The 20,313-nt window shown below is 52.6% G+C and carries 20 protein-coding genes and 3 tRNA genes; 7 read left to right on the top strand and 16 right to left on the bottom strand.

Annotated elements, in window-relative coordinates:
* Positions 1 to 15: 15 nt before the first annotated feature.
* From HMCN_RS0107200 to HMCN_RS0107185, 4 genes are all read left to right on the top strand, one after another.
* The gene (locus HMCN_RS0107200; RefSeq protein ID WP_025916743.1) at positions 16 to 1,068 is read left to right on the top strand and encodes a bifunctional UDP-4-keto-pentose/UDP-xylose synthase; all 1,053 of its coding nucleotides are present in this window, start codon (positions 16 to 18) and stop codon (positions 1,066 to 1,068) included.
* A 16-nt stretch (positions 1,069 to 1,084) separates the two neighbouring features.
* Positions 1,085 to 2,026, top strand: coding sequence for a polysaccharide deacetylase family protein (locus tag HMCN_RS0107195; protein WP_025916742.1), 942 nt, complete (start codon positions 1,085 to 1,087; stop codon positions 2,024 to 2,026).
* Between the two features lie 94 nt (positions 2,027 to 2,120).
* Positions 2,121 to 2,597 (top strand): peroxiredoxin, encoded by a 477-nt coding sequence (locus HMCN_RS0107190; RefSeq protein WP_025916741.1) that lies wholly within the window; start codon positions 2,121 to 2,123, stop codon positions 2,595 to 2,597.
* A 178-nt stretch (positions 2,598 to 2,775) separates the two neighbouring features.
* Complete coding sequence (locus HMCN_RS0107185) at positions 2,776 to 4,467, top strand: PhoH family protein (protein WP_025916740.1); 1,692 nt, start codon at positions 2,776 to 2,778, stop codon at positions 4,465 to 4,467.
* 93 nt (positions 4,468 to 4,560) lie between these two features.
* On the opposite strand, the gene HMCN_RS0107180 is transcribed toward HMCN_RS0107185, so the two are convergent.
* The 7 genes from HMCN_RS0107180 to rpsF all read right to left on the bottom strand — a co-directional run bounded on the left by HMCN_RS0107180 (position 4,561) and on the right by rpsF (position 9,545).
* A complete protein-coding gene (locus tag HMCN_RS0107180) occupies positions 4,561 to 5,568 on the bottom strand; it encodes an inorganic phosphate transporter (protein ID WP_025916739.1) in 1,008 nt (335 codons plus the stop codon).
* Between the two features lie 142 nt (positions 5,569 to 5,710).
* A complete protein-coding gene (locus HMCN_RS0107175) occupies positions 5,711 to 6,337 on the bottom strand; it encodes a DUF47 domain-containing protein (RefSeq protein ID WP_025916738.1) in 627 nt (208 codons plus the stop codon).
* Between the two features lie 91 nt (positions 6,338 to 6,428).
* The gene (locus HMCN_RS0107170) at positions 6,429 to 7,814 is read right to left on the bottom strand and encodes a replicative DNA helicase (protein WP_025916737.1); all 1,386 of its coding nucleotides are present in this window, start codon (positions 7,812 to 7,814) and stop codon (positions 6,429 to 6,431) included.
* Between the two features lie 212 nt (positions 7,815 to 8,026).
* Positions 8,027 to 8,479 carry a 50S ribosomal protein L9 gene (gene rplI / locus HMCN_RS0107165; protein WP_025916736.1) on the bottom strand — a complete coding sequence of 151 codons (453 nt, stop codon included), beginning with the start codon at positions 8,477 to 8,479 and terminating at the stop codon, positions 8,027 to 8,029.
* A 38-nt stretch (positions 8,480 to 8,517) separates the two neighbouring features.
* Entirely contained in the window at positions 8,518 to 8,802 is a 285-nt protein-coding gene (rpsR, locus tag HMCN_RS0107160) for a 30S ribosomal protein S18 (RefSeq protein ID WP_025916735.1), read from the bottom strand.
* 16 nt (positions 8,803 to 8,818) lie between these two features.
* Entirely contained in the window at positions 8,819 to 9,124 is a 306-nt protein-coding gene (gene priB / locus HMCN_RS0107155; RefSeq protein WP_025916734.1) for a primosomal replication protein N, read from the bottom strand.
* Positions 9,125 to 9,152: 28 nt separating this feature from the next.
* On the bottom strand, positions 9,153 to 9,545 hold the full coding sequence (gene rpsF, locus HMCN_RS0107150; RefSeq protein ID WP_025916733.1) for a 30S ribosomal protein S6: 393 nt from the start codon (positions 9,543 to 9,545) through the stop codon (positions 9,153 to 9,155).
* 227 nt (positions 9,546 to 9,772) lie between these two features.
* On the opposite strand from rpsF, the gene lexA reads away from it, so the two are divergent.
* Positions 9,773 to 10,438, top strand: coding sequence for a transcriptional repressor LexA (gene lexA, locus HMCN_RS0107145; RefSeq protein ID WP_025916732.1), 666 nt, complete (start codon positions 9,773 to 9,775; stop codon positions 10,436 to 10,438).
* 27 nt (positions 10,439 to 10,465) lie between these two features.
* On the opposite strand, the gene HMCN_RS19185 is transcribed toward lexA, so the two are convergent.
* Together HMCN_RS19185 and HMCN_RS0107130 are read right to left on the bottom strand one after the other, a co-directional pair.
* Positions 10,466 to 10,786 carry a hypothetical protein gene (locus HMCN_RS19185; RefSeq protein ID WP_155837459.1) on the bottom strand — a complete coding sequence of 107 codons (321 nt, stop codon included), beginning with the start codon at positions 10,784 to 10,786 and terminating at the stop codon, positions 10,466 to 10,468.
* A gap of 84 nt (positions 10,787 to 10,870) precedes the next feature.
* Complete coding sequence (locus HMCN_RS0107130) at positions 10,871 to 11,671, bottom strand: RNA methyltransferase (RefSeq protein WP_025916731.1); 801 nt, start codon at positions 11,669 to 11,671, stop codon at positions 10,871 to 10,873.
* 160 nt (positions 11,672 to 11,831) lie between these two features.
* On the opposite strand from HMCN_RS0107130, the gene HMCN_RS0107125 reads away from it, so the two are divergent.
* Positions 11,832 to 12,629: an inositol monophosphatase family protein gene (locus tag HMCN_RS0107125; protein ID WP_081801442.1), complete on the top strand. Its 798-nt coding sequence runs from the start codon at positions 11,832 to 11,834 to the stop codon at positions 12,627 to 12,629.
* A 281-nt stretch (positions 12,630 to 12,910) separates the two neighbouring features.
* The gene (locus HMCN_RS0107115) at positions 12,911 to 14,245 is read left to right on the top strand and encodes a DEAD/DEAH box helicase (RefSeq protein WP_025916729.1); all 1,335 of its coding nucleotides are present in this window, start codon (positions 12,911 to 12,913) and stop codon (positions 14,243 to 14,245) included.
* Positions 14,246 to 14,339: 94 nt separating this feature from the next.
* Here HMCN_RS0107115 and clpB read toward each other — a convergent pair whose 3' ends face one another.
* The 7 genes from clpB to tilS all read right to left on the bottom strand — a co-directional run.
* A complete protein-coding gene (clpB, locus tag HMCN_RS0107110) occupies positions 14,340 to 16,931 on the bottom strand; it encodes an ATP-dependent chaperone ClpB (protein ID WP_025916728.1) in 2,592 nt (863 codons plus the stop codon).
* Positions 16,932 to 17,165: 234 nt separating this feature from the next.
* A complete protein-coding gene (locus HMCN_RS0107105; protein ID WP_010398811.1) occupies positions 17,166 to 17,369 on the bottom strand; it encodes a cold-shock protein in 204 nt (67 codons plus the stop codon).
* Between the two features lie 666 nt (positions 17,370 to 18,035).
* A tRNA-Arg gene (locus HMCN_RS0107100) sits at positions 18,036 to 18,112 on the bottom strand.
* 183 nt (positions 18,113 to 18,295) lie between these two features.
* A tRNA-Arg gene (locus HMCN_RS0107095) sits at positions 18,296 to 18,372 on the bottom strand.
* Positions 18,373 to 18,386: 14 nt separating this feature from the next.
* A tRNA-Ser gene (locus HMCN_RS0107090) sits at positions 18,387 to 18,480 on the bottom strand.
* A 107-nt stretch (positions 18,481 to 18,587) separates the two neighbouring features.
* Positions 18,588 to 19,838 carry an aspartate kinase gene (locus HMCN_RS0107085; RefSeq protein ID WP_025916727.1) on the bottom strand — a complete coding sequence of 417 codons (1,251 nt, stop codon included), beginning with the start codon at positions 19,836 to 19,838 and terminating at the stop codon, positions 18,588 to 18,590.
* Between the two features lie 129 nt (positions 19,839 to 19,967).
* Positions 19,968 to 20,313, bottom strand: a 346-nt coding sequence (gene tilS / locus HMCN_RS18600; RefSeq protein ID WP_155837457.1) for a tRNA lysidine(34) synthetase TilS, incomplete at its 5' end; no start/stop codon positions are given.

Below are 20,313 nucleotides of genomic sequence, written 5' to 3'. Positions count from 1 at the left end.
AAATCAGAGCAAACAATGAAAAAAGTCCTCATTCTCGGCGTCAACGGCTTTATCGGCCATCATCTGTCCAAGCGCATCCTGGAAACCACCGACTGGCACGTCTACGGCATGGACATGATGACGGATCGCATCAACGACCTGCTCGACAATCCGGAATACAAGTCGCGCATGCACTTTTTTGAAGGCGACATCACCATCAACAAGGAATGGGTCGAATACCACGTCAAGAAATGCGATGTGATCCTGCCGCTGGTTGCCATCGCGACGCCATCGACTTACGTCAAGCAGCCGCTGCGCGTATTCGAACTCGATTTCGAGGCCAACCTGCCGATCGTCCGGTCTGCGGCCAAATACGGCAAGCACCTGGTGTTCCCATCGACTTCGGAAGTGTACGGCATGTGCCACGACGACGAATTCGACCCGGAACAGTCGGAACTGATCTGCGGCCCGATCAACAAGCCGCGCTGGATCTACTCCTGCGCCAAGCAATTGATGGACCGCGTGATCTGGGGCTATGGCATGGAAGGCTTGAATTTCACGCTGTTTCGCCCGTTCAACTGGATCGGCGCCGGCCTGGATTCGATCCATACGCCGAAGGAAGGCAGTTCGCGCGTGGTGACCCAGTTCTTCGGCCACATCGTGCGCGGCGAAAACATTTCGCTGGTGGACGGCGGTGCGCAGAAACGCGCGTTCACCCACGTCGGCGACGGCATCGATGCGCTGATGAAAATCATCGCCAACCAGAACGGCATCGCCAGCGGCAAAATTTACAACATCGGCAACCCGCACAACAATTATTCGATTCGCGATCTGGCCGGCATGATGCTGAAGCTGGCGACCGAATATCCGGAATACGCGGAATCCGTCAAGCAGGTGCAGTTGCTCGAAACCACCTCCGGCGCTTACTACGGCGCCGGCTATCAGGACGTGCAGAACCGGGTGCCGAAAATCACCAATACCTGCGAGGAACTGGGCTGGCAACCGACCACCGACATGGCCGATACGCTGCGCAACATCTTCGATGCGTATCGCAGCCAAGTCGCCGAAGCCCGCGCCTTGATGGATTAATGGGTTGCAGACCGCCTTGCCTTCCATTACCTTAAAGATCGACGTCGACACCTATCGCGGCACGCGCGAAGGCGTGCCGAATCTGGTACGCCTGCTGCAAAAGCACCAGGCCAACGCAAGCTTCCTGTTCTCGCTCGGTCCGGATCATACCGGCTGGGCGCTGCGGCGGGCATTCCGGCCCGGTTTTTTCAAGAAGGTATCGCGGACTTCAGTGGTCGAGCACTACGGCTTGAAAACCCTGATGTACGGCGTATTGCTGCCGGCACCCGACATCGGTCTGGAGTGCGCCTCAGAAATGCGCGCGGTGCGGGATGCCGGTTTCGAGTGCGGCATCCACACCTGGGACCATGTGCTGTGGCAAGACAATGTGCGCACGGCGGACGCGGCCTGGACGCAGCGCCAGATGCAACGGTCGTTTGAGCGCTTCAAGGCAATTTTCGGCCAGCAGCCACAGACCCATGGTGCCGCCGGCTGGCAGATGAACCCGCATGCATTCGCCCAGCTCGATGCATGCGGCATCGCCTACTCCTCCGATGCGCGTGCGATGCTCAACCCATCCGGGGCACTGATTGATCCGGACGTGGGGCCATACCGGCTGCGGATATCCGACAAGACGCTAACTTGCATCCAAATGCCGACCACGCTGCCGACGCTGGATGAGATGCTGGGGCGAACCATTAACGGCGAAGTCATTACGCTGTCAAATATTGCTGGTACGCTACTCAAATTGACGCAAGCGCCGCGCGACCATGTCTACACCTTGCACGCAGAACTTGAAGGCCAGAAACTGGCCCCCATTTTTGAACAGCTGCTGCTGGGTTGGCAGGCGCAGGGTTATGACTGCATATCGATGGCGCAATTGCATCAAAAAATCAAGAATACGGCATTACCCACGCATACCCTGGCCTGGGCCGAGTTGCCAGGACGCTCGGGTCAATTAATCGTTTCAGGCGTTTGATTAGAGCGGTAAGATATGCCGGATATTTACATGATGCAAACGCGCCGGCTATTGCCCATCATGCCACAGCAGAACAACAAAATAGGAGCATACCTTGGCAGACAGTTGCGTCGAAGTGGGTCAGAAGTTAGCGGATTTTACTGCGGCAATGACCAGTGAAAAAACTTTCAGGCTCTCCGATTACAAAGGCAAGAACATCGTGTTGTTTTTTTATCCAAAAGACAATACGCCAGGCTGCACCGCGGAAAGCCTTGCCTTTCGCGATCTTTTCGCCGAATTCCAGCAAGCCAATACCGAAATCTTCGGCCTGAGCAGGGACAGTCTTCGCTCGCATGAAGGCTTCAAGGCCAAACTGGAAATGCCATTCGAACTCATCTCCGACCCGGACGAAGCAATTTGCACGTTGTTCGGTGTAATGAAAATGAAAAGCATGTACGGCAAAACAGTTCGCGGCATAGAACGCAGCACCTTCGTGATTGACGCAACCGGTCAATTAGTGAAAGAATGGCGTGGAGTAAAGGTTCCCGGACACGTTGATGAAGTACTGGAATTCGCCAAAAATCTTTCTTGATTCGAACCGCCATTGAGTCGCTCAAAATATTTGCAGGAAGCCGTTTGTGGACAGCGCATGACGCCGCCCCAGACGGCTTTTTTACTTCGCGGTTTAGCATTACAACCGTCATCTCTCCCACTACCGTCCGCAAACTGGTGTATGGGTTCTTTTCAAACATTTTTAATTTGAGGTTCTGATGCCCCTGCCAAAAATGCCAAGCAAACCCGCTACTGTCCTGTCGCCGGCAGATTACCCGAAAGCGGTCAAAGGCAAATCCGTAAAGCCGGCACTGGCACCGATTGAAGCTGCGCCAAAGCTGGTTCGGCAAGCAGCGCCGGTAACGGTTGCTCCTGAAGCGCGCACACCCCGCAGCAAGACCACGCCGCCATCAAAGCCTGCCCTGCTGCAAGCAAAGCCGCTACAAGCCAAGCCGATCGAACGCCATCTGAAATCGAGCACCAGTCGTGCTGCCGATAAAGCCGGTGCCCACAAACTCTTTGTGCTGGACACCAACGTCCTGATGCACGATCCGACATCGCTGTTCCGTTTCGAGGAACACGATGTATATCTGCCGATGATGACGTTGGAAGAACTCGACGACCACAAGAAAGGCATGTCGGAAGTCGCTCGTAACGCACGCCAGGTCTCGCGCTCGCTCGACGCCCTGGTAGCAGACACGCCTGACAATGCGATTGAAGAAGGCATCCCCTTATCCAAACTGGGCAACAAGGACGCCAAGGGCCGCCTGTTCTTTCAGACCAAGCTGCAAAATGCCACCCTGCCTGAAGGACTACCGGTAGGCAAGGCGGATAACCAGATTCTCGGCGTGGTGCGTGCGCTGGAAGCGGAACAGCCCGGTCGCGCCATCGTGCTGGTCTCCAAAGACATCAACATGCGCATCAAGGCGCGCGCAATGGGCCTGCCGGCGGAAGACTACTTCAATGACCATGTCATGGAGGACACCGATCTGCTCTACTCGGGAATCATGCAACTGCCTGACGATTTCTGGGATAAGCACAGCAAAAACATGGAGTCATGGCAAGAAAACAAGAACGGTAGCGGATACACTTTTTACCGCCTCACCGGACCGCTGGTGCCGTCATTCCTGCTCAATCAATTCGTCTATCTGGAACCAAAAACCGGCGAAACACCTTTATATGCGCAGGTCCGGCAAATCAACGGCAAAACCGCCGTTCTGCAAACCCTGCGCGACTACGGCCACGTCAAGAATAGCGTATGGGGTATTACCTCGCGCAACCGCGAGCAGAATTTCGCACTCAATCTGCTGATGGATCCGGAATGCGATTTCGTCACCCTGCTGGGTCAGGCCGGCACCGGGAAAACTTTGCTGGCGCTTGCATCCGGCTTGGCGCAAGTGCTCGAATCCAAGCTCTACAACGAAATCATCGTAACCCGCGTCACCGTGCCGGTCGGCGAAGATATCGGGTTCCTGCCGGGTACCGAAGAGGAAAAAATGTCGCCCTGGATGGGCGCATTCGACGATAACCTTGAAGTCCTGAACAAGTCCGATACCGATGCCGGGGACTGGGGCCGGGCAGCAACGCAGGACCTGATCCGATCACGCATCAAGATCAAGTCGCTCAACTTCATGCGCGGCCGCACTTTCGTCAACAAGTTTCTGATCATCGACGAAGCGCAAAATCTGACGCCGAAGCAATTGAAAACACTGGTGACGCGCGCCGGTCCGGGCACCAAGATCATCTGCCTGGGCAACATCGCGCAGATCGATACCCCTTACCTGACCGAAGGCTCCAGCGGTCTGACCTATGTTGTCGATCGCTTCAAGGGCTGGACGCACAGCGGCCATATAACCCTGGCGCGCGGCGAGCGTTCACGCCTGGCCGACCACGCCAGCGAGGTGTTGTAGCATTCGTTTGTACGTTCTGAGCACACAAAAAACCCACTGAATCGCATCAGTGGGTTTTTTTATCTTTGCACAAATTCGCTGTTCGAATCAGGATTAGAGAATCTGCGTTCCGATCCACCAGGCAATGGCGGCAACGAAAGCCGATGCAGGAATCGTGAAAATCCATGCCCACACAATATTGCCGGCCACGCCCCAGCGCACCGCTGACATTTTCTGCACCGAACCAACCCCGACAATTGCGCCGGTTATGGTATGCGTGGTGGAGACTGGAACGCCAAGAGCGGTTGCCAGAAACAATGTCATCGCACCGCCGGATTCGGCGCAAAATCCACCCACCGGTTTGAGTTTCGTGATCCGTTGCCCCATCGTCTTGACAATGCGCCAGCCGCCGAACAGGGTGCCGAAACTGATTGCGCTATAACAGGAAATAACGACCCAGATCGGCAGTGGATCATGCGCTCCGAGGTAGCCGGAAGCAATCAGCAACATCCAGATAATCCCCATGGTCTTTTGCGCATCATTGCCGCCGTGCCCCAGGCTGTACATCGATGCTGAAAGCAGTTGCAAGCGACGAAACCATTTATCCACCCGGCGCGGCGTCGATTTTACAAATAGCCACGAAACCAGCAACATCATGATCGATCCGAAGATAAAGCCCAGCAGCGGCGACAGTACGATAAATGCGATGATTTTCAGCAAACCGGAAGCTATCAGCGAATCGGTTCCCGCTTTAGCCACTGCAGCGCCTACCAGGCCGCCAATCAGGGCGTGCGATGACGACGATGGAATGCCGTAATACCAGGTCAGGAAATTCCAGCAAATCGCGCCGATCAGAGCTCCGAAAACCACATAATGGTCAATTACCTGCGGATCAATGGTGCCCTTGCCGACGGTAGATGCGACTTTCAGTTGGAATATAAGAATTGCAATAAAGTTGAACGTAGCTGCCATTGCCACCGCAGTTTGCGGCTTCATGACTCCGGTTGATACGACTGTTGCAATGGCGTTGGCGGCATCATGAAAACCGTTCATGAAGTCGAACAACAACGCCAACGCGATCAGTAAAGCGAGCACATAAATGCTGATTTGAAGTGTGTGCATGGAAGCCGTTTAGATTTTATGCACTCCCGGAGAAGCACTGCCGGGAGCGCGGGTAAGGGTTGCCGATTGGTGGTTTCGATATGCTCGAAACGCCATAATCAAACCGCACGTTACAAAGCCTGATTCGATAGCCCGAGGAGGCTTAGGCGTTCTCTACGATAATGCCTTCAATGATATTGGCGACATCTTCGCAGCGGTCGGTGACTGTTTCAAGAATTTCGTAAATTGCTTTCAGCTTGATCAGATTGCGCACATCCGGTTCATCGCGAAACAATTTTGACATGGCTGCGCGCATCACATGATCCGCATCTGACTCAAGGCGATCGATTTCCTTGCAAATAGCCAGGATTTTCTCCGAGTTATCCATGTTATGCAGCAGGGAAACTCCAACTTTAACCTTTTCCGTGCAACTCAGGCATAGCTCTGCCAATCGTTTTGCTTCGGGTGTAATGGCCTTGATGTCGTACAGCGAGACTGTTTGTGCCGCATCTTCTAGCAAGTCGAGGATATCGTCCATGCGCGTAATCAATTGATGAATATCGTCGCGATCCAATGGCGTGATAAAGGTTTTATGCAGCAAATCGATGGTTTCATGCGTCACCTTATCTGCCTGTTTTTCAATAGTTTCGATCGCATGTGCGCGTTTATCGAGATCATCGAAATTTGTCATCAACGCGACCATTTCTTGCGCTCCCTGCACACACAAATCGGCATGCTGGGAAAACAGGTCAAAAAATTTGCCTTCAGTAGGCATCAAACGTCCGAACATATGTACTCTTTCTTCTGGTTTGCAGCTCTAATTGAAAATTTTACAAAAACTCGGCGCCGCTGGGGACACCAAATCAGGAATCAAACGTCGCTCAATCGCCGCCGTGGAAATTTTGTGCGCCGGTATAGTTATCAAATTTGGTGTATTGCCCCATAAAGGTCAATCGCACGCTGCCAATCGGCCCGTTACGTTGCTTGCCGATGATGATTTCAGCCGTCCCTTTATCCGGAGAATCCGGGTTGTATACTTCATCGCGATAAATGAAAAGGATCACATCGGCATCCTGCTCAATCGCGCCGGACTCGCGCAAGTCCGACATCACAGGCCGCTTATTGGGACGTTGCTCAAGCGAACGATTCAGCTGCGACAAGGCAATCACCGGGCAATTGAGTTCCTTGGCCAATCCTTTCAAGCTGCGCGAAATTTCCGAAATTTCGGTAGCGCGGTTTTCGCCCGAACTGTTAGCTGACATCAGTTGCAGGTAATCGATGATGATCAGGCCGAGTTTGCCGCACTGGCGCGACAAGCGCCGGGAACGGGCGCGCAGTTCGATCGAATTCAGCGCCGGAGTCTCGTCGATATACAGTTGCGCATCATTCATTTTCTGGATTGCGTGGGTCAAACGCGGCCAATCCTCATCGGCCAGGCGGCCGGTACGCAAGCGGTGCTGATCGAGACGTCCGACTGAGCCCAGCATGCGCATGGCCAGTTGCGTGCCCCCCATTTCCATCGAGAACACGGCTACCGGCAAGCCGCTTTCAATCGCGACATGCTCCCCGATATTGATTGAAAATGCGGTTTTACCCATCGACGGTCGTCCCGCCACAATGACAAGGTCACCTGGTTGCAGGCCAGACGTCATGCGGTCCAGATCAGCAAATCCGGTCGGTACCCCCGTGATATCGTTCTGGTTGTCGCGGTTGTACAGTTCATCGATACGTTCAACTACCTGTGTCAGCAACGGCTGGATTTCCTGGAAACCTTGCGCTCCGCGAGCGCCCTCCTCGGCAATTGCGAAGATTTTTGACTCGGCTTCGTCCAGCATTTGCTTGACTTCCTTGCCCTGCGGATTAAAAGCCTGGCCGGAAATCTCGTCGGAAACCGTGATCAACTTGCGCAGCACGCCTCGGTCGCGCACGATTTCTGCGTAGCGGCGAATATTGGCGGCAGACGGTGTGTTTTGCGCCAGCGCATTCAGGTAAGACAAGCCACCGACTTCTTCCGCCTTGCCTACGCTGGTCAAGGCTTCAAAAACGGTAATTACGTCAGCCGGTCTGGATGCATTAATCAGCTTGACGATATTCTGGAAGATGACGCGGTGGTCAAAACGGTAAAAATCGTCGCTATGCAAAAAGTCGGCAATCCGGTCCCAAGCCGCGTTATCCAGCAGCAAACCACCCAATACTGATTGTTCTGCTTCTATGGAATGCGGCGGTACGCGAAGAGAGTCTAGTTGAGGATCAGAACGATTATTCATGGCGCGCATTATACCGCTGTCGCATCACGGTTCGGCCCGAGTTCAATCTCGAGCGCTAAAATTTTCCGGTTGCAAGCAATGAAAAATACTGTTCAAAAAACACTTTGAACGTTCTTTATTTCCGCATAGAAAAATTCAGGAAAAATCCGGGCAAAAAAAAGCCGGGCAAGCCCGGCTTTTCAAACAGCTAATGCATCAGGGATACAAGTTGATTAAGCGTGCTCACCCAAAACAGAGACCGTCAGATCAACCAGCACATCAGAATGCAAAGCAACCGAAATAGCGTGATCGCCAACAGTCTTGATTTGGCCAGTACCCAAGCGTACTTGCGCTTTTTCGACTGCAAAACCTTGCTTGGTCAGTGCTTCAGCAACATCGGCATTGGTAACGGAGCCGAACAAACGGCCATCGACACCCGATTTTTGCGTAATCTGCACTGTCATGCCGGCCAGTTTCGCGCCCAGCGCTTGCGCCACTGCCAATTTTGCCAATGCAGCTGTTTCCAGCTCTGCGCGCTTGACTTCAAATTCAGCAATAGCATGTGCTGTCGCGCGACGCGCCATGCGTTGCGGGATCAGGAAATTGCGTGCATAACCGTCCTTGACGCGCACCACTTCACCAAGATTGCCGAGATTAACAACTTTATCTAACAGAATAACTTGCATATTTTTCTCCGAATTTTCGTAATTGAATCAGCCGTCAATTACGCAGTGTGCAGGTCGGTGTACGGCAACAGCGCGAGGTAACGCGCGCGCTTGATTGCAGTATCAACCTGACGCTGATAAATAGCCTTGGTTCCGGTCAGGCGTGCCGGCATGATCTTGCCGTTTTCCTGAACGAAATCCTTGAGCGTATCAATGTCCTTGTAATCGACCTGCGCAACATGTCCGGCCGCAAAACGGCAGAATTTCTTGCGCTTGAACAGTGGGTTTTGCTGTTGACGTTTTAATTTGAGCTTGCTTTTATCGAATTTTTTACCGAATGCCATTTTAGGCTCCTGTACTTTAACAATGTGCTAATGAATATGTCTCGAAATCCATGATGTGGAATACGAGGCTTTTGCTGTTACGGTTCTTGCGTGCCAGGAATCCCGTGAACTGAAACATGCCGCCTAAATCAGCCTGGTTGAACCGGCCTGAAACTTCGCCTGCGGCTAGCGCTGCGATTTCAAACTCGACCGATCTGCCAATGCCTGCTTCCATCTGTTGCGAACTGTGCAGCAATCTTGCCGACACCATCGGAATACCTGCCGGTGTGTAACGCAGCACATCACGTTCAACAATACTGGCAACAAATTGCAGCCGATTCACTATGTTCGGTTCACTCCCTGGGGCGCAATTACGCAGCTGCCGGGACTGGTGCTGCGGCAGCAGGTGCCTCAGTGCGATGGCTCTTGGCAGCATCTTCCTTTTGCACGGTCTTCATCATTGGCGATGGAGCTGTCTCAGCTTTTTTCATCTTGATGGTGAGGTGGCGCAGGATGGCATCGTTGAATTTGAACGCTGTTTCAATTTCAACCAAGGTTTCATTGTCGCATTCGATATTCATGCAGACATAATGCGCTTTGGCAAGCTTCTGGATCATGTACGCCATCTGACGACGGCCCCAGTCTTCCACACGATGGATCTGACCGCCGCGCGCAGTTACGCTGGCTTTGTAGCGTTCGATCATCGCAGGCACTTGCTCGCTTTGATCCGGATGGACGATAAATACTATTTCATAATGACGCATGTGAACTCCTTCTGGACTGATTAAAAAATCGCCCACCTCGGCGTCAAGACGAGTGTGGGAAGAGAAAAGCCAGTAATTATACTGCGAAACCCTGAAAATCTCAAGAATGCTGGCTGCATGCAGGCCACAGGCCAGAAAATAACCGGCATTAAGCACAATACGCTTGCATTCAATGTCACACTGTACAAAAATACAGGCTGCTTATATGAACAGCGTCAAAAAACACCATGCTAAAACTTACTGCGCGTCAAGAGCAAATTTTAAACCTGATCAAGGATGCGATTGAAAATACAGGTTTTCCGCCGACGCGCGCGGAAATCGCGACTGAACTGGGCTTTCGCTCGGTCAACGCTGCCGAGGAACATCTGCAAGCACTGGCGCGCAAGGGTGTAATCGAGCTTTCGCCAGGCATATCGCGCGGCATTCGCCTGTGTGACGCGCGCGATCAAATGCGGAGCCAGCACAGTCGCGATGCGCAAATGACCTTACCGCACGCCCGACTGATGCAGCTAAGCCTGCCGTTGGTTGGTCGCGTGGCAGCCGGCTCGCCGATTCTGGCGCTGGAACATATTGAAGCTACCTATCAGGTCGATCCCAGTCTGTTCTCCAGCAAGCCAGATTTTCTACTGAAGGTGCGGGGAATGTCGATGCGCGATGCCGGCATTCTGGATGGCGACCTGCTGGCAGTCAAAAAAGCGGACAGTGTCAAAAACGGCCAGATTATCGTCGCCAGACTGGGCGATGATGTGACGGTCAAGCGCTACCGAAAAACCGGCGCACTGATCGAATTGCTGCCGGAAAATTCAGACTTTGTGCCAATAAAAATCAAACCGGATGACGATGATTTCGCTCTTGAAGGATTGGCAGTCGGACTGCTGCGGTCATGGGTCTGATTCTGCAAGCATACACCCCGGTAGCCGCTAAAGCAGATGCGCACAGCCGGGCATGAAGATGCGCGCCAGACGATTGAATGGCGTGCTCCATCCACCAATATACTGTTGATCGTTGCGCCGGCTTACGCTAGCTATAACCGCTGCGCCGAACAGGTAGTTATCATCGCAACCGGCGCGTTGCAACTTTAATAGCCGCACCACTTCTGCGCCACCAATGCCTTGCCGCAGGAATCTGGACTGCCGATCCCGCGCAGCAAGATCGCCTCCCATTGCTCCGCAGCTGCAGGCAAGCCGGCCAGCCCCTTTCGAAATACCGCCGCGCATATGCAGTGCAGGGGTACGCTTCAATGATACTCATTCTTACCAGATATCAATTAAAAACAATGAGTATATGAAATTACATCAAATTTATCGCATATATACGTACGTTAATTAAAAATACCAAGTGCAGTATATAAATAGTGCATACAACCTTGCTGCAGCTACCGGTCTAGAATTTTTTTTGGCGATTCCGCGCAGAATATTAACTTCCTCCGCCTCCAGTTGTGTCCGCGAAAATAAGCGCTTCAGGCGCGACATCAATTTCTTCGGTTGCTCCGGATTCAGAAAACCAATTGCCTTCAGCGCCTGCTCCAGATGCACATACATGCCTTCGATCTCGGCAATGCCTGCAGCTGCACCGTGAAAACCGATACTCGTGTCTGAAACTCCATCGCCGATTGCGGCGACGCGGCACTCATAAGCCAGCACTTGCGCCGCCTGTGCCAGATTCAGGGATGAGTAAATCGGGTTGGCCGGAATATTGATCAGCACATTGCATTTTTCGACTATGCCGTTAGGCAAGCCAAAGCGCTCGTTCCCAAATACCAGCGCTGCATGTAGACTGCAATCTTCGGCCAACTGGTTGGCCAGATTGCGCGGCGACACGATCGGCGGTGAAAATTCGCGTAGTCTGGCACTGATGGCCGCGGCAAAATTACACCCTTCCAGCGCATCTTCGATTGAGCCGACTTCGCGTGCGGCAGCAAGAATATCCTGCGCACCACTGGCAAACGCAATCGCTTCGTCCTGCTGTGGCATGTTGGCAAAGCGCGGATTGACCAGCACTAGATCCGAAAAACCCATGGTTTTCATGGCGCGGGCAACCGATCCGATGTTCCCGGAACGGCTGGTTTCGACGAGGACAAAGCGCAGACGCTTGAAAAGAGACGTGTTGGTTTGCTGCAGGTTCATTTAAAATAGCGTCATTGCGCGGTAAAAATAGGGAAATCAGGCGTCTTGCACAGACATTCTGGCCACAAATATACCGCATCGTTCTTTAATCCATGTTGTGCGGCTTTTGTTTGCGGTGCTGTTGCCTGCGAAACAGTGCCGCCATTTTAACGGAACCACTATGCATCCCATGCTCAATACGGCGGTCAAGGCCGCCCGCCGCGGCGCGGCTGTCATCAATCGTGCCTCATTCGATCTCGACCGCGTTACGGTCACTGAAAAACAACATAACGACTTCGTCACCGACGTCGATCAGGCTGCCGAGCAGGCAATCATCGAAATCCTGCTGAACGCCTATCCGAGCCACGCCGTGCTGGCCGAAGAGTCCGGCGCCTCCACCAACCTGCACGACGAAAATGAAAACGTCTGGATCATCGATCCGCTCGACGGCACCACCAACTTCATCCACGGTTATCCGCAATACTGCGTATCGATTGCACTGCAGCAGCGCGGCGTCATCACCCAAGCAGTTGTCTACGACCCCAGCCGCAACGATTTATTCACGGCCAGCAAAGGCGCCGGTGCCCATTTGAACGACAAACGCATTCGCGTAACCAAGCGCGACAAGCTCGGCGACGCCTTGCTGGGCACCAGCCTGACCCACGCCAATGCCGCCAACATGGATGAATTCCTGAAGATGTTTTGTCTGATGGCGGAAAAATCCCACGGCGTGCGCCAAGGCGGCTCGGCCGCGCTCGATCTGGCGTACCTGGCGTGCGGCTATCTGGATGGTTACTTCATCAAGGGCTTGAAGCCGTGGGATATCGCCGCCGGATCGCTGCTGGTGACTGAAGCCGGCGGCATCATGGGCGATTTTTCCGGTGAATCCGACTACCTGAACCACGGTAACATCATTGCCGGCAATCCCAAGGTATTTGCGCAAATGCTGGCAGCACTGACGGCATTTGCGGGTAAATAAAACTGCTTCGACGAAAAAGCCATCGCGCTCTGACCGATGGCTTTTTTATTTTGCAACTGATACATGTGCGGATCCGGTTCCAAGTTAAGGGTCGGCCTGATCGTGCCTCATTCCACATCCATCGTTAAATCCCCCGTGTACCGCGGCTACTGCTATACTGCGGCACGCGGCACTTTACCAGTCCCCTTGTCGCTGTCTATTACGACCTTTTCCGCATACCGATCTGTTTGCCTGCGACTGGCGCCTTGAATGGCGACAGGCCGATCTTTTTAAAATAATCCATGCTATTTACTGAACTCGGCCTGTCCGATGCAATTCTCCGTGCTGTATCCGATCAAGGTTACACCACCCCAACTCCCATTCAAGCGCAAGCCATCCCTGCCGTATTAGCGGGCGGCGACTTGCTTGCTGGCGCCCAGACCGGCACCGGCAAGACGGCCGGCTTTACGCTGCCAATTCTGCACCGTCTTTCTACCGCAATAAAAAATCCGAACGTGCATGGCACCCCGATTCGTACCCTGATCCTGACGCCGACCCGCGAACTGGCAGCCCAGGTCGAGGAAAGCGTGCGTCAATACGGAAAATACCTGAAGCTGACCTCGGCCGTGATCTTCGGCGGCGTTGGTATCAACCCGCAAATCAAGCTGCTCAAGCATGGCGTCGACATTCTGGTCGCCACGCCGGGCCGTTTGCTGGACCACATGCAGCAAGGCACGGTCAACCTGAATCACGTTGAAATCCTGGTACTGGATGAAGCCGATCGCATGCTAGACATGGGCTTCATCAAGGACATCAAGCGCGTTTTGGCTGCATTACCGAAAAAACGCCAGAACCTGCTGTTTTCCGCCACTTTCTCCGATGAGATCAAGACGCTGGCCGATGGCTTGCTGAATGCACCAGCCATGATCGAAGTAGCGCGACGCAATTCGACCGTAGAAATCATTGCGCAGAAAGTGCATCCGGTCGATCGCGACAAGAAACATCCGATGCTGACCCACTTGATCAAGACCCACCAATGGTCGCAAGTGCTGGTATTTACCCGCACCAAGCATGGCGCCAACAAGCTGGTCGAGCAACTCGAAAAAGATGCGATCAGCGCGATGGCGATCCACGGCAACAAGAGCCAGTCGGCCCGCACCAAAGCATTGGCGGAATTCAAGGACGGCAATCTGCAGGTACTGGTCGCAACCGACATTGCCGCGCGCGGCATCGATATCGATCAATTGCCGCACGTGGTCAATTACGACTTGCCTAACGTAGCCGAAGATTATGTGCACCGGATCGGCCGCACTGGTCGTGCCGGCGCTACCGGCGAAGCGGTTTCGCTGGTCTGCGTCGATGAATTCAGCCTGCTGAAAGACATCGAAAAGCTGATCAAGCGCGAATTGCCGCGCGAAATCATCGACGGTTTCGAGCCTGATCCGCATGCCAAAGCACAGCCGATTCAGTTACGTAGCGGTGGTGGTGGCGGCAGAGGTCAACAGCCACGCGCAGGTGGCGCCGGCAAACCACGCAGTGGAACACCAGGTAAACCGCGCTCCGGGCCGGCACCAGCCAATGGCAATGTTGCAGTGCGCTCATCGGCACAACACCGCTCTGGTGGCCGCGGCCGATAAGTCAAAGGCAGCGTAGATTGACTACGCCAGCTCATGAGAAATGAAAAATCACTGACAAACAAAAGTCTGTCAGTGATTTTTTCGCTGTAAATGCTCAACGCATGAAGGTGAAATGCCCTTCATGTACGCTTACCCTGATTACATCCTTCGGACCAAACTGCCCCTGCAATATCAATTTTGACAGCGGATTTTCAATTTGATGCTGGATTGCACGCTTCAGCGGTCGTGCTCCATACACCGGATCAAAGCCCGCTTCCGCAATTTTCTGGAGTGCCTCGTCAGAAATATCCAGTTCCATTTCCATGCTCGCCAAACGTTGCTCCAGAATTTTCAGCTGGATCTTGGCGATGGCACCGATATTCTTCTCGTCGAGCGCATGGAACACGACGATTTCATCAATGCGATTGATGAATTCCGGGCGGAAATGGGATCGCACCTCAGCCATAACCTCCATTTTCACCAAAGCAGGATCGCTGCCCTCCATGGCCTGAATTTTGTGCGACCCCAAGTTGGAGGTCATCACGATCACCGTATTCTTGAAGTCTACGGTGCGCCCCTGGCCATCCGTCATGCGGCCATCGTCAAGCACCTGCAACAACACATTGAATACGTCGTGATGGGCCTTTTCGACTTCATCAAGCAGGATCACGCTATACGGTTTGCGCCGCACTGCTTCCGTCAGATAACCGCCTTCGTCGTAGCCGACATACCCGGGCGGGGCACCGATCAGGCGCGCGACCGAATGTTTTTCCATGAATTCGCTCATGTCGATGCGAATCATCGATTCCTCGGTATCGAACAGGAAGGTGGCCAGCGCCTTGCACAATTCGGTCTTGCCGACCCCGGTCGGGCCGAGAAACATGAAAGAACCGTAGGGACGATTCGGATCGCCCAAGCCGGCGCGCGACCGCCGGATCGCATCCGACACTGCAACGATTGCTTCTTGCTGTCCGACCACGCGCTGATGCAGTGCATCTTCCATGTGCAGTAGTTTTTCGCGTTCACCCTGCATCATTTTAGACACTGGGATGCCGGTCGCACGCGACACCACTTCAGCGATTTCCTCCGCTCCGACCTGGGTTCGCAAAAGTTTCGGCTTATCCGTCGCCAGCTTGTCGACTTGCGCATCCTGCTGCGCCTGCGCTTCCAGCGCCTTCTCCAGCTCCAGCAATTTGCCGTATTTCAGTTCGGACACTTTCTGCCAGTCGCTCTGGCGGGTTGCTTCCTCCATCTGCAGGCGAATCTTTTCAATCTCTTCCTTGATATGCGTACTCCCCTGCACGCTAGCTTTTTCCGCTTTCAATATCTCTTCGAAATCAGCATACTCCCGTTCAAGCTTGAGAATTTCGTCCTGTATCAAGCCCAATCGTTTGAGCGATGCTTCGTCCTTCTCCTTCTTCACCGCTTCGCGCTCGATTTTCAACTGGATGATGCGGCGGTCCAGCTTATCCATGACTTCCGGTTTGGAATCGCCTTCGATCTTGATCTTGGATGCAGCCTCGTCGATCAGGTCGATTGCCTTGTCCGGCAAGAAGCGATCGGTGATGTAACGATGTGACAATTCGGCTGCGGCAACGATCGCAGGGTCGGTAATCTCGACTCCGTGATGGACTTCATAGCGTCCTTTCAGGCCGCGCAAGATCGCGATAGTCGCCTCCACGCTAGGCTCATCGACCAGGACTTTCTGGAAACGCCGCTCCAGCGCCGCATCTTTTTCGACATACTTGCGGTACTCATCCAGAGTGGTTGCGCCGACGCAGTGCAACTCGCCGCGTGCCAGCGCAGGTTTGAGCATATTGCCGGCATCCATCGCACCTTCGGCCTTACCAGCACCGACCATGGTATGCAATTCGTCGATGAAGACGATGGTCTGGCCTTCATCCTGCGCCAATTCCTTGAGTACCGACTTCAAGCGCTCCTCAAATTCGCCGCGGTATTTGGCGCCGGCGACCAGCGCTGCCATATCGAGTGAAAGCACACGCTTGTTCTTCAGGCTATCAGGCACTTCGCCATTGACGATCCGCTGCGCCAAGCCTTCCACGATAGCGGTCTTGCCCACGCCTGGCTCGCCAATCAACACCGGATTATTCTTGGTGCGGCGCTGCAATACCTGGATCGCACGACGGATTTCATCATCGCGCCCAATCACTGGGTCGAGCTTGCCCATGCGCGCCCGCTCGGTCAGGTCCAGCGTGTATTTTTTGAGCGCCTCGCGCTGCCCTTCGGCTTCCTGCGAATTCACACTGGTACCGCCACGCACCGCAGTAATCGCAGCTTCCAGCGCCTTGCGCGTCAAGCCGTTTTCACGCGATAGCTTGCCGGCATCCGACTTGTCATCGGCCATTGCAAGCAGAACCATTTCGCTGGCGATAAACTGATCGCCGCGCTTTTGCGCTTCCTTGTCGGCCAGATTCAGCAAAGAACTGAGTTCTCGCCCAACCTGCACTTCCCCCCCGGTGCCGCTGACTTTCGCCATGCGATCAAGCGAGCTTCTCAAGGCTGCAGACAAGCCACCGATATTCACGCCGGCCCGCTGCAGCAGGGAGCGCGCGCCACCATCATCCTGATTCAACAAGGCCGTTAGCAAATGCACCGGCTCAATATATTGGTTATCGTTTCCAACTGCCAAGCTCTGGGCATCCGCCAAGGCTTCCTGTAATTTTGTCGTCAATTTATCAGCACGCATATTCGCTCCAATCATGTCAATATAAGTTGAAAATAAGGTTAAAAATATGCGTTTTCAAGCACGATTACAGTCGCATGTATTCTTTCACGAATTTTAATAATAGTGCGCCGTAATGCTGTCGACATTGTTATAGGACAAGACGCAAGAGCCGCTCAAGACCAACCAAATGCAGCAGGCGTATGCACGAAAAAAACCCGGCATGCCGGGTTTTTTACTATCTCGCTGTATTCAGCGTTAGATAGGCTGAATGTTCGAAGCTTGCTTGCCTTTAGGGCCAGCAGTTACTTCGAAAGACACGCGTTGGTTCTCTTGCAGAGACTTGAAGCCATTCGATTGAATCGCTGAAAAGTGAGCGAACAAATCTTCTCCGCCTTCATCCGGAGTGATGAAGCCGAAGCCTTTAGAATCATTGAACCATTTTACGATACCAGTTGCCATTGCAATTCCTATTTCAGTTAAGTTGGGCATATACCCGTTACATCGTTTGAAGCAAGAAGGAATGACAGACTAATACTGCACCACTAGCTCGAATCTCAACGATTGCGGAATTATACTCCATAAGCTTCAAAAAAAACTGACCATCCGATTTTGTTTAGAAATTTGATCACTTTGCACCGAATATCCGATCGCCCGTATTGCCCAAGCCCGGCACGAGATACGAATATGTGCATCCAGATGTGAATCGAGCGAGACGACATACTGCTTCACGTCCAGACCTGAATTCTTAAATATCGCATGATATTCGGATGCGGCGATCAGAGCCAAAAGCTGAATTTACTCCCATCATCACGCTCAATTTGACGTACTGTTGGTTTCACTGCAAGCATAAATTTTCGGACGTATAGTCTGGCTGCCACGACCCGCGCCCCCCCCCCCATCGAAGACAAGTCTGTCGCCGTCGCTGATCCAAATGTACTTACCAAATAACCGGAATACAACGTAATTTCAGCTTTTTTTATTTCCGCAGATTAACAATCTTCGCCTGCGTAACATCAAATAATCCATTGTTTGAAATCAACCACGCACGAGCAGAAATATGCGATGCGTTATCGGATGAATGTAAAAAAACCGTTAGTGACTCGCATCACTAACGGCTTTAAATACTGGTGCGGCTGGCAGGAATCGAACCCACGACCCCTTGGTTCGTAGCCAAGTACTCTATCCAGCTGAGCTACAGCCGCGAAAGTCGAAATTATAGCATGATATTTTCAGAATGAAATAACTAAGTTCAGTCAATTCTTTCGATTTTAAATATTCTACTGATACTTATCCCTGTGAAAAATCCAGGGTAATAAGGGACGTTCATTATACAAATTCATATAAATAAAAATGGATTGGCTTTCGCCAATCCATTTTCCGTATACTGGTGCGGCTGGCAGGAATCGAACCCACGACCCCTTGGTTCGTAGCCAAGTACTCTATCCAGCTGAGCTACAGCCGCAATACTACAAAAACTGGCGGAGACTGAGGGAGTCGAACCCTCGATACAGGTTTAAGCCCATATGCTTCCTTAGCAGGGAAGTGCCTTCGACCACTCGGCCAAGTCTCCACGTCTTAGCGGGGGTAATTACCCGCTGCAACAAAGGAAAGGATCATATCTTCTTGGATGCAATTGGTCAAGAAATCTATGCCTTAAAACACATTTCTGCGATTTTTTTATGCATTTTCCAGATTGAAAGTCTTATGCAGGGCACGCACTGCCAACTCCATGTATTTCTCATCGATTAAAACCGATATCTTGATTTCAGAGGTGGAAATCATCTGAATGTTAATTCCCTCTTCGGACAGAGTGCGGAACATCTGTGAAGCAATTCCCACATGGCTGCGCATACCGACACCGACCACAGAAACTTTCGAAACCTTGGTATCGCCGATGATACTGGCTGCACCGATGTGCGCCTTGACGCTTTCGTTCAAGACATTCATGGCCTTGATATATTCATTGCGCGGCACTGTGAAAGTAAAATCCGTCTTGCCTTCCACCGATTGATTCTGGATGATCATATCGACTTCAATATTTGCATCAGAGATAGGACCAAGAATCTGATAGGCAATACCCGGCTTGTCAGGCACCCCCAGTACGGTAATTTTGGCTTCATCGCGGCTAAATGCGATGCCGGAAATAACGGCTTGTTCCATATGTGTATCTTCCTCAAACGAAATCAGTGTGCCGGAATTGGCTTCTACCTCCAGCGGTATCATCGGATCAGTCAACGACGACAACACCCGTGTCGGCATCCTGTAGTTTCCCGCAAACTCAACCGATCGAATTTGCAAGACTTTTGAGCCCAGCGAGGCTAGCTCCAGCATTTCTTCAAACGTAACCGTCTTCAGACGTCGCGCCTCGGAAACCACACGAGGATCAGTTGTGTAGACACCATCAACATCGGTAAAAATCAGGCATTCGGCCGCCTGCATGGCAGCAGCTACGGCAACCGCAGAGGTATCTGAACCGCCGCGCCCCAGCGTCGCGATATTGCCATCCTCATCGACACCTTGAAAGCCGGCGATGATAACGATTTTCCCCGCATCCAGATCACGACGCACTTTGAGATCATCAATCGATTGAATGCGCGCCTTGTTAAACGCGGAGTCAGTCTTGATCGGAACTTGCCAACCGGCATAGGAAACCGCTTTTTTCCCGATCGCCAATAACGCCATTGATAACAGGCCAACCGATACCTGTTCGCCAGTGGCGGCTATCATGTCAAGTTCACGCGGATCTGGTTGATCCATGATTTCCTTGGCGAGACTAATCAAGCGGTTGGTTTCGCCAGACATGGCGGAAGGAACCACGATAATTTGGTGGCCGGCATCATGCCACTTTGCAACGCGCCTGGCTACATTTTTGATGCGCTCAGTCGAGCCCATTGATGTGCCGCCATATTTATGAACGATTAAGGCCATGGGAATTAAAAGGTTGACTTCAAAAAGGGAAAAAATATAAAAAAGCTTTTAACTGTACATGCTGCAACGCAAAATAACAAGTGATCGCATTGGAAAACGCAACTAAAGAAAGCGGCGCACATAAAAAGATCAAATATTATCCGCTTGCCAGTGTAATGAAATTTTCTGTCCCAGTGTATTTCGAAGGTGATGACAATCCATACCGATGCCGGCCGCAAACAAAACCGCACCTTCGCCTGTCGTAATGATAGGCAGACGCGCACGCTCCCAAGCCGGAACATTACAAGCTTGATAATGATATTTCAGGCTTTTGGTTGGACGATTAAAAGCCAGTTTCATCCGCTCTCCGCCACTGCGCAGACGAATCGTCAGTATCTCATTACGCAACCAATCCGCATCGACCCCCTGCTCCGACAAATCAAAACGCAGAATGCCGTTGTAAGCAGGAAAAGCAATGTGCTGTTCGCCATTCCAG

It is taken from the genome of Herminiimonas sp. CN (assembly GCF_000622895.1).
Taxonomy (GTDB): Bacteria; Pseudomonadota; Gammaproteobacteria; order Burkholderiales; family Burkholderiaceae_D; genus AVCC01.
Note: the sequence above shows the minus strand (reverse complement) of the source record. Positions and strands in the feature narration are given on the sequence as shown.

Excerpts from the sequence above, each read along its gene's own strand:
- HMCN_RS0107185 (WP_025916740.1), top strand. The coding sequence starts at position 2,776 with ATGCCCCTGCCAAAAATGCCAAGCAAACCCGCTACTGTCCTGTCGCCG.
- clpB (WP_025916728.1), bottom strand. The coding sequence starts at position 16,931 with ATGCGTGCTGATAAATTGACGACAAAATTACAGGAAGCCTTGGCGGAT.
- HMCN_RS0107200 (WP_025916743.1), top strand. The coding sequence starts at position 16 with ATGAAAAAAGTCCTCATTCTCGGCGTCAACGGCTTTATCGGCCATCAT.
- rplI (WP_025916736.1), bottom strand. The coding sequence starts at position 8,479 with ATGCAAGTTATTCTGTTAGATAAAGTTGTTAATCTCGGCAATCTTGGT.
- rpsR (WP_025916735.1), bottom strand. The coding sequence starts at position 8,802 with ATGGCATTCGGTAAAAAATTCGATAAAAGCAAGCTCAAATTAAAACGT.
- rpsF (WP_025916733.1), bottom strand. The coding sequence starts at position 9,545 with ATGCGTCATTATGAAATAGTATTTATCGTCCATCCGGATCAAAGCGAG.
- HMCN_RS0107105 (WP_010398811.1), bottom strand. The coding sequence starts at position 17,369 with ATGGCAACTGGTATCGTAAAATGGTTCAATGATTCTAAAGGCTTCGGC.
- HMCN_RS0107115 (WP_025916729.1), top strand. The coding sequence starts at position 12,911 with ATGCTATTTACTGAACTCGGCCTGTCCGATGCAATTCTCCGTGCTGTA.
- HMCN_RS0107125 (WP_081801442.1), top strand. The coding sequence starts at position 11,832 with ATGCATCCCATGCTCAATACGGCGGTCAAGGCCGCCCGCCGCGGCGCG.
- HMCN_RS0107180 (WP_025916739.1), bottom strand. The coding sequence starts at position 5,568 with ATGCACACACTTCAAATCAGCATTTATGTGCTCGCTTTACTGATCGCG.
- HMCN_RS0107175 (WP_025916738.1), bottom strand. The coding sequence starts at position 6,337 with ATGTTCGGACGTTTGATGCCTACTGAAGGCAAATTTTTTGACCTGTTT.
- HMCN_RS0107130 (WP_025916731.1), bottom strand. The coding sequence starts at position 11,671 with ATGAACCTGCAGCAAACCAACACGTCTCTTTTCAAGCGTCTGCGCTTT.
- lexA (WP_025916732.1), top strand. The coding sequence starts at position 9,773 with ATGCTAAAACTTACTGCGCGTCAAGAGCAAATTTTAAACCTGATCAAG.
- HMCN_RS0107085 (WP_025916727.1), bottom strand. The coding sequence starts at position 19,838 with ATGGCCTTAATCGTTCATAAATATGGCGGCACATCAATGGGCTCGACT.
- HMCN_RS0107170 (WP_025916737.1), bottom strand. The coding sequence starts at position 7,814 with ATGAATAATCGTTCTGATCCTCAACTAGACTCTCTTCGCGTACCGCCG.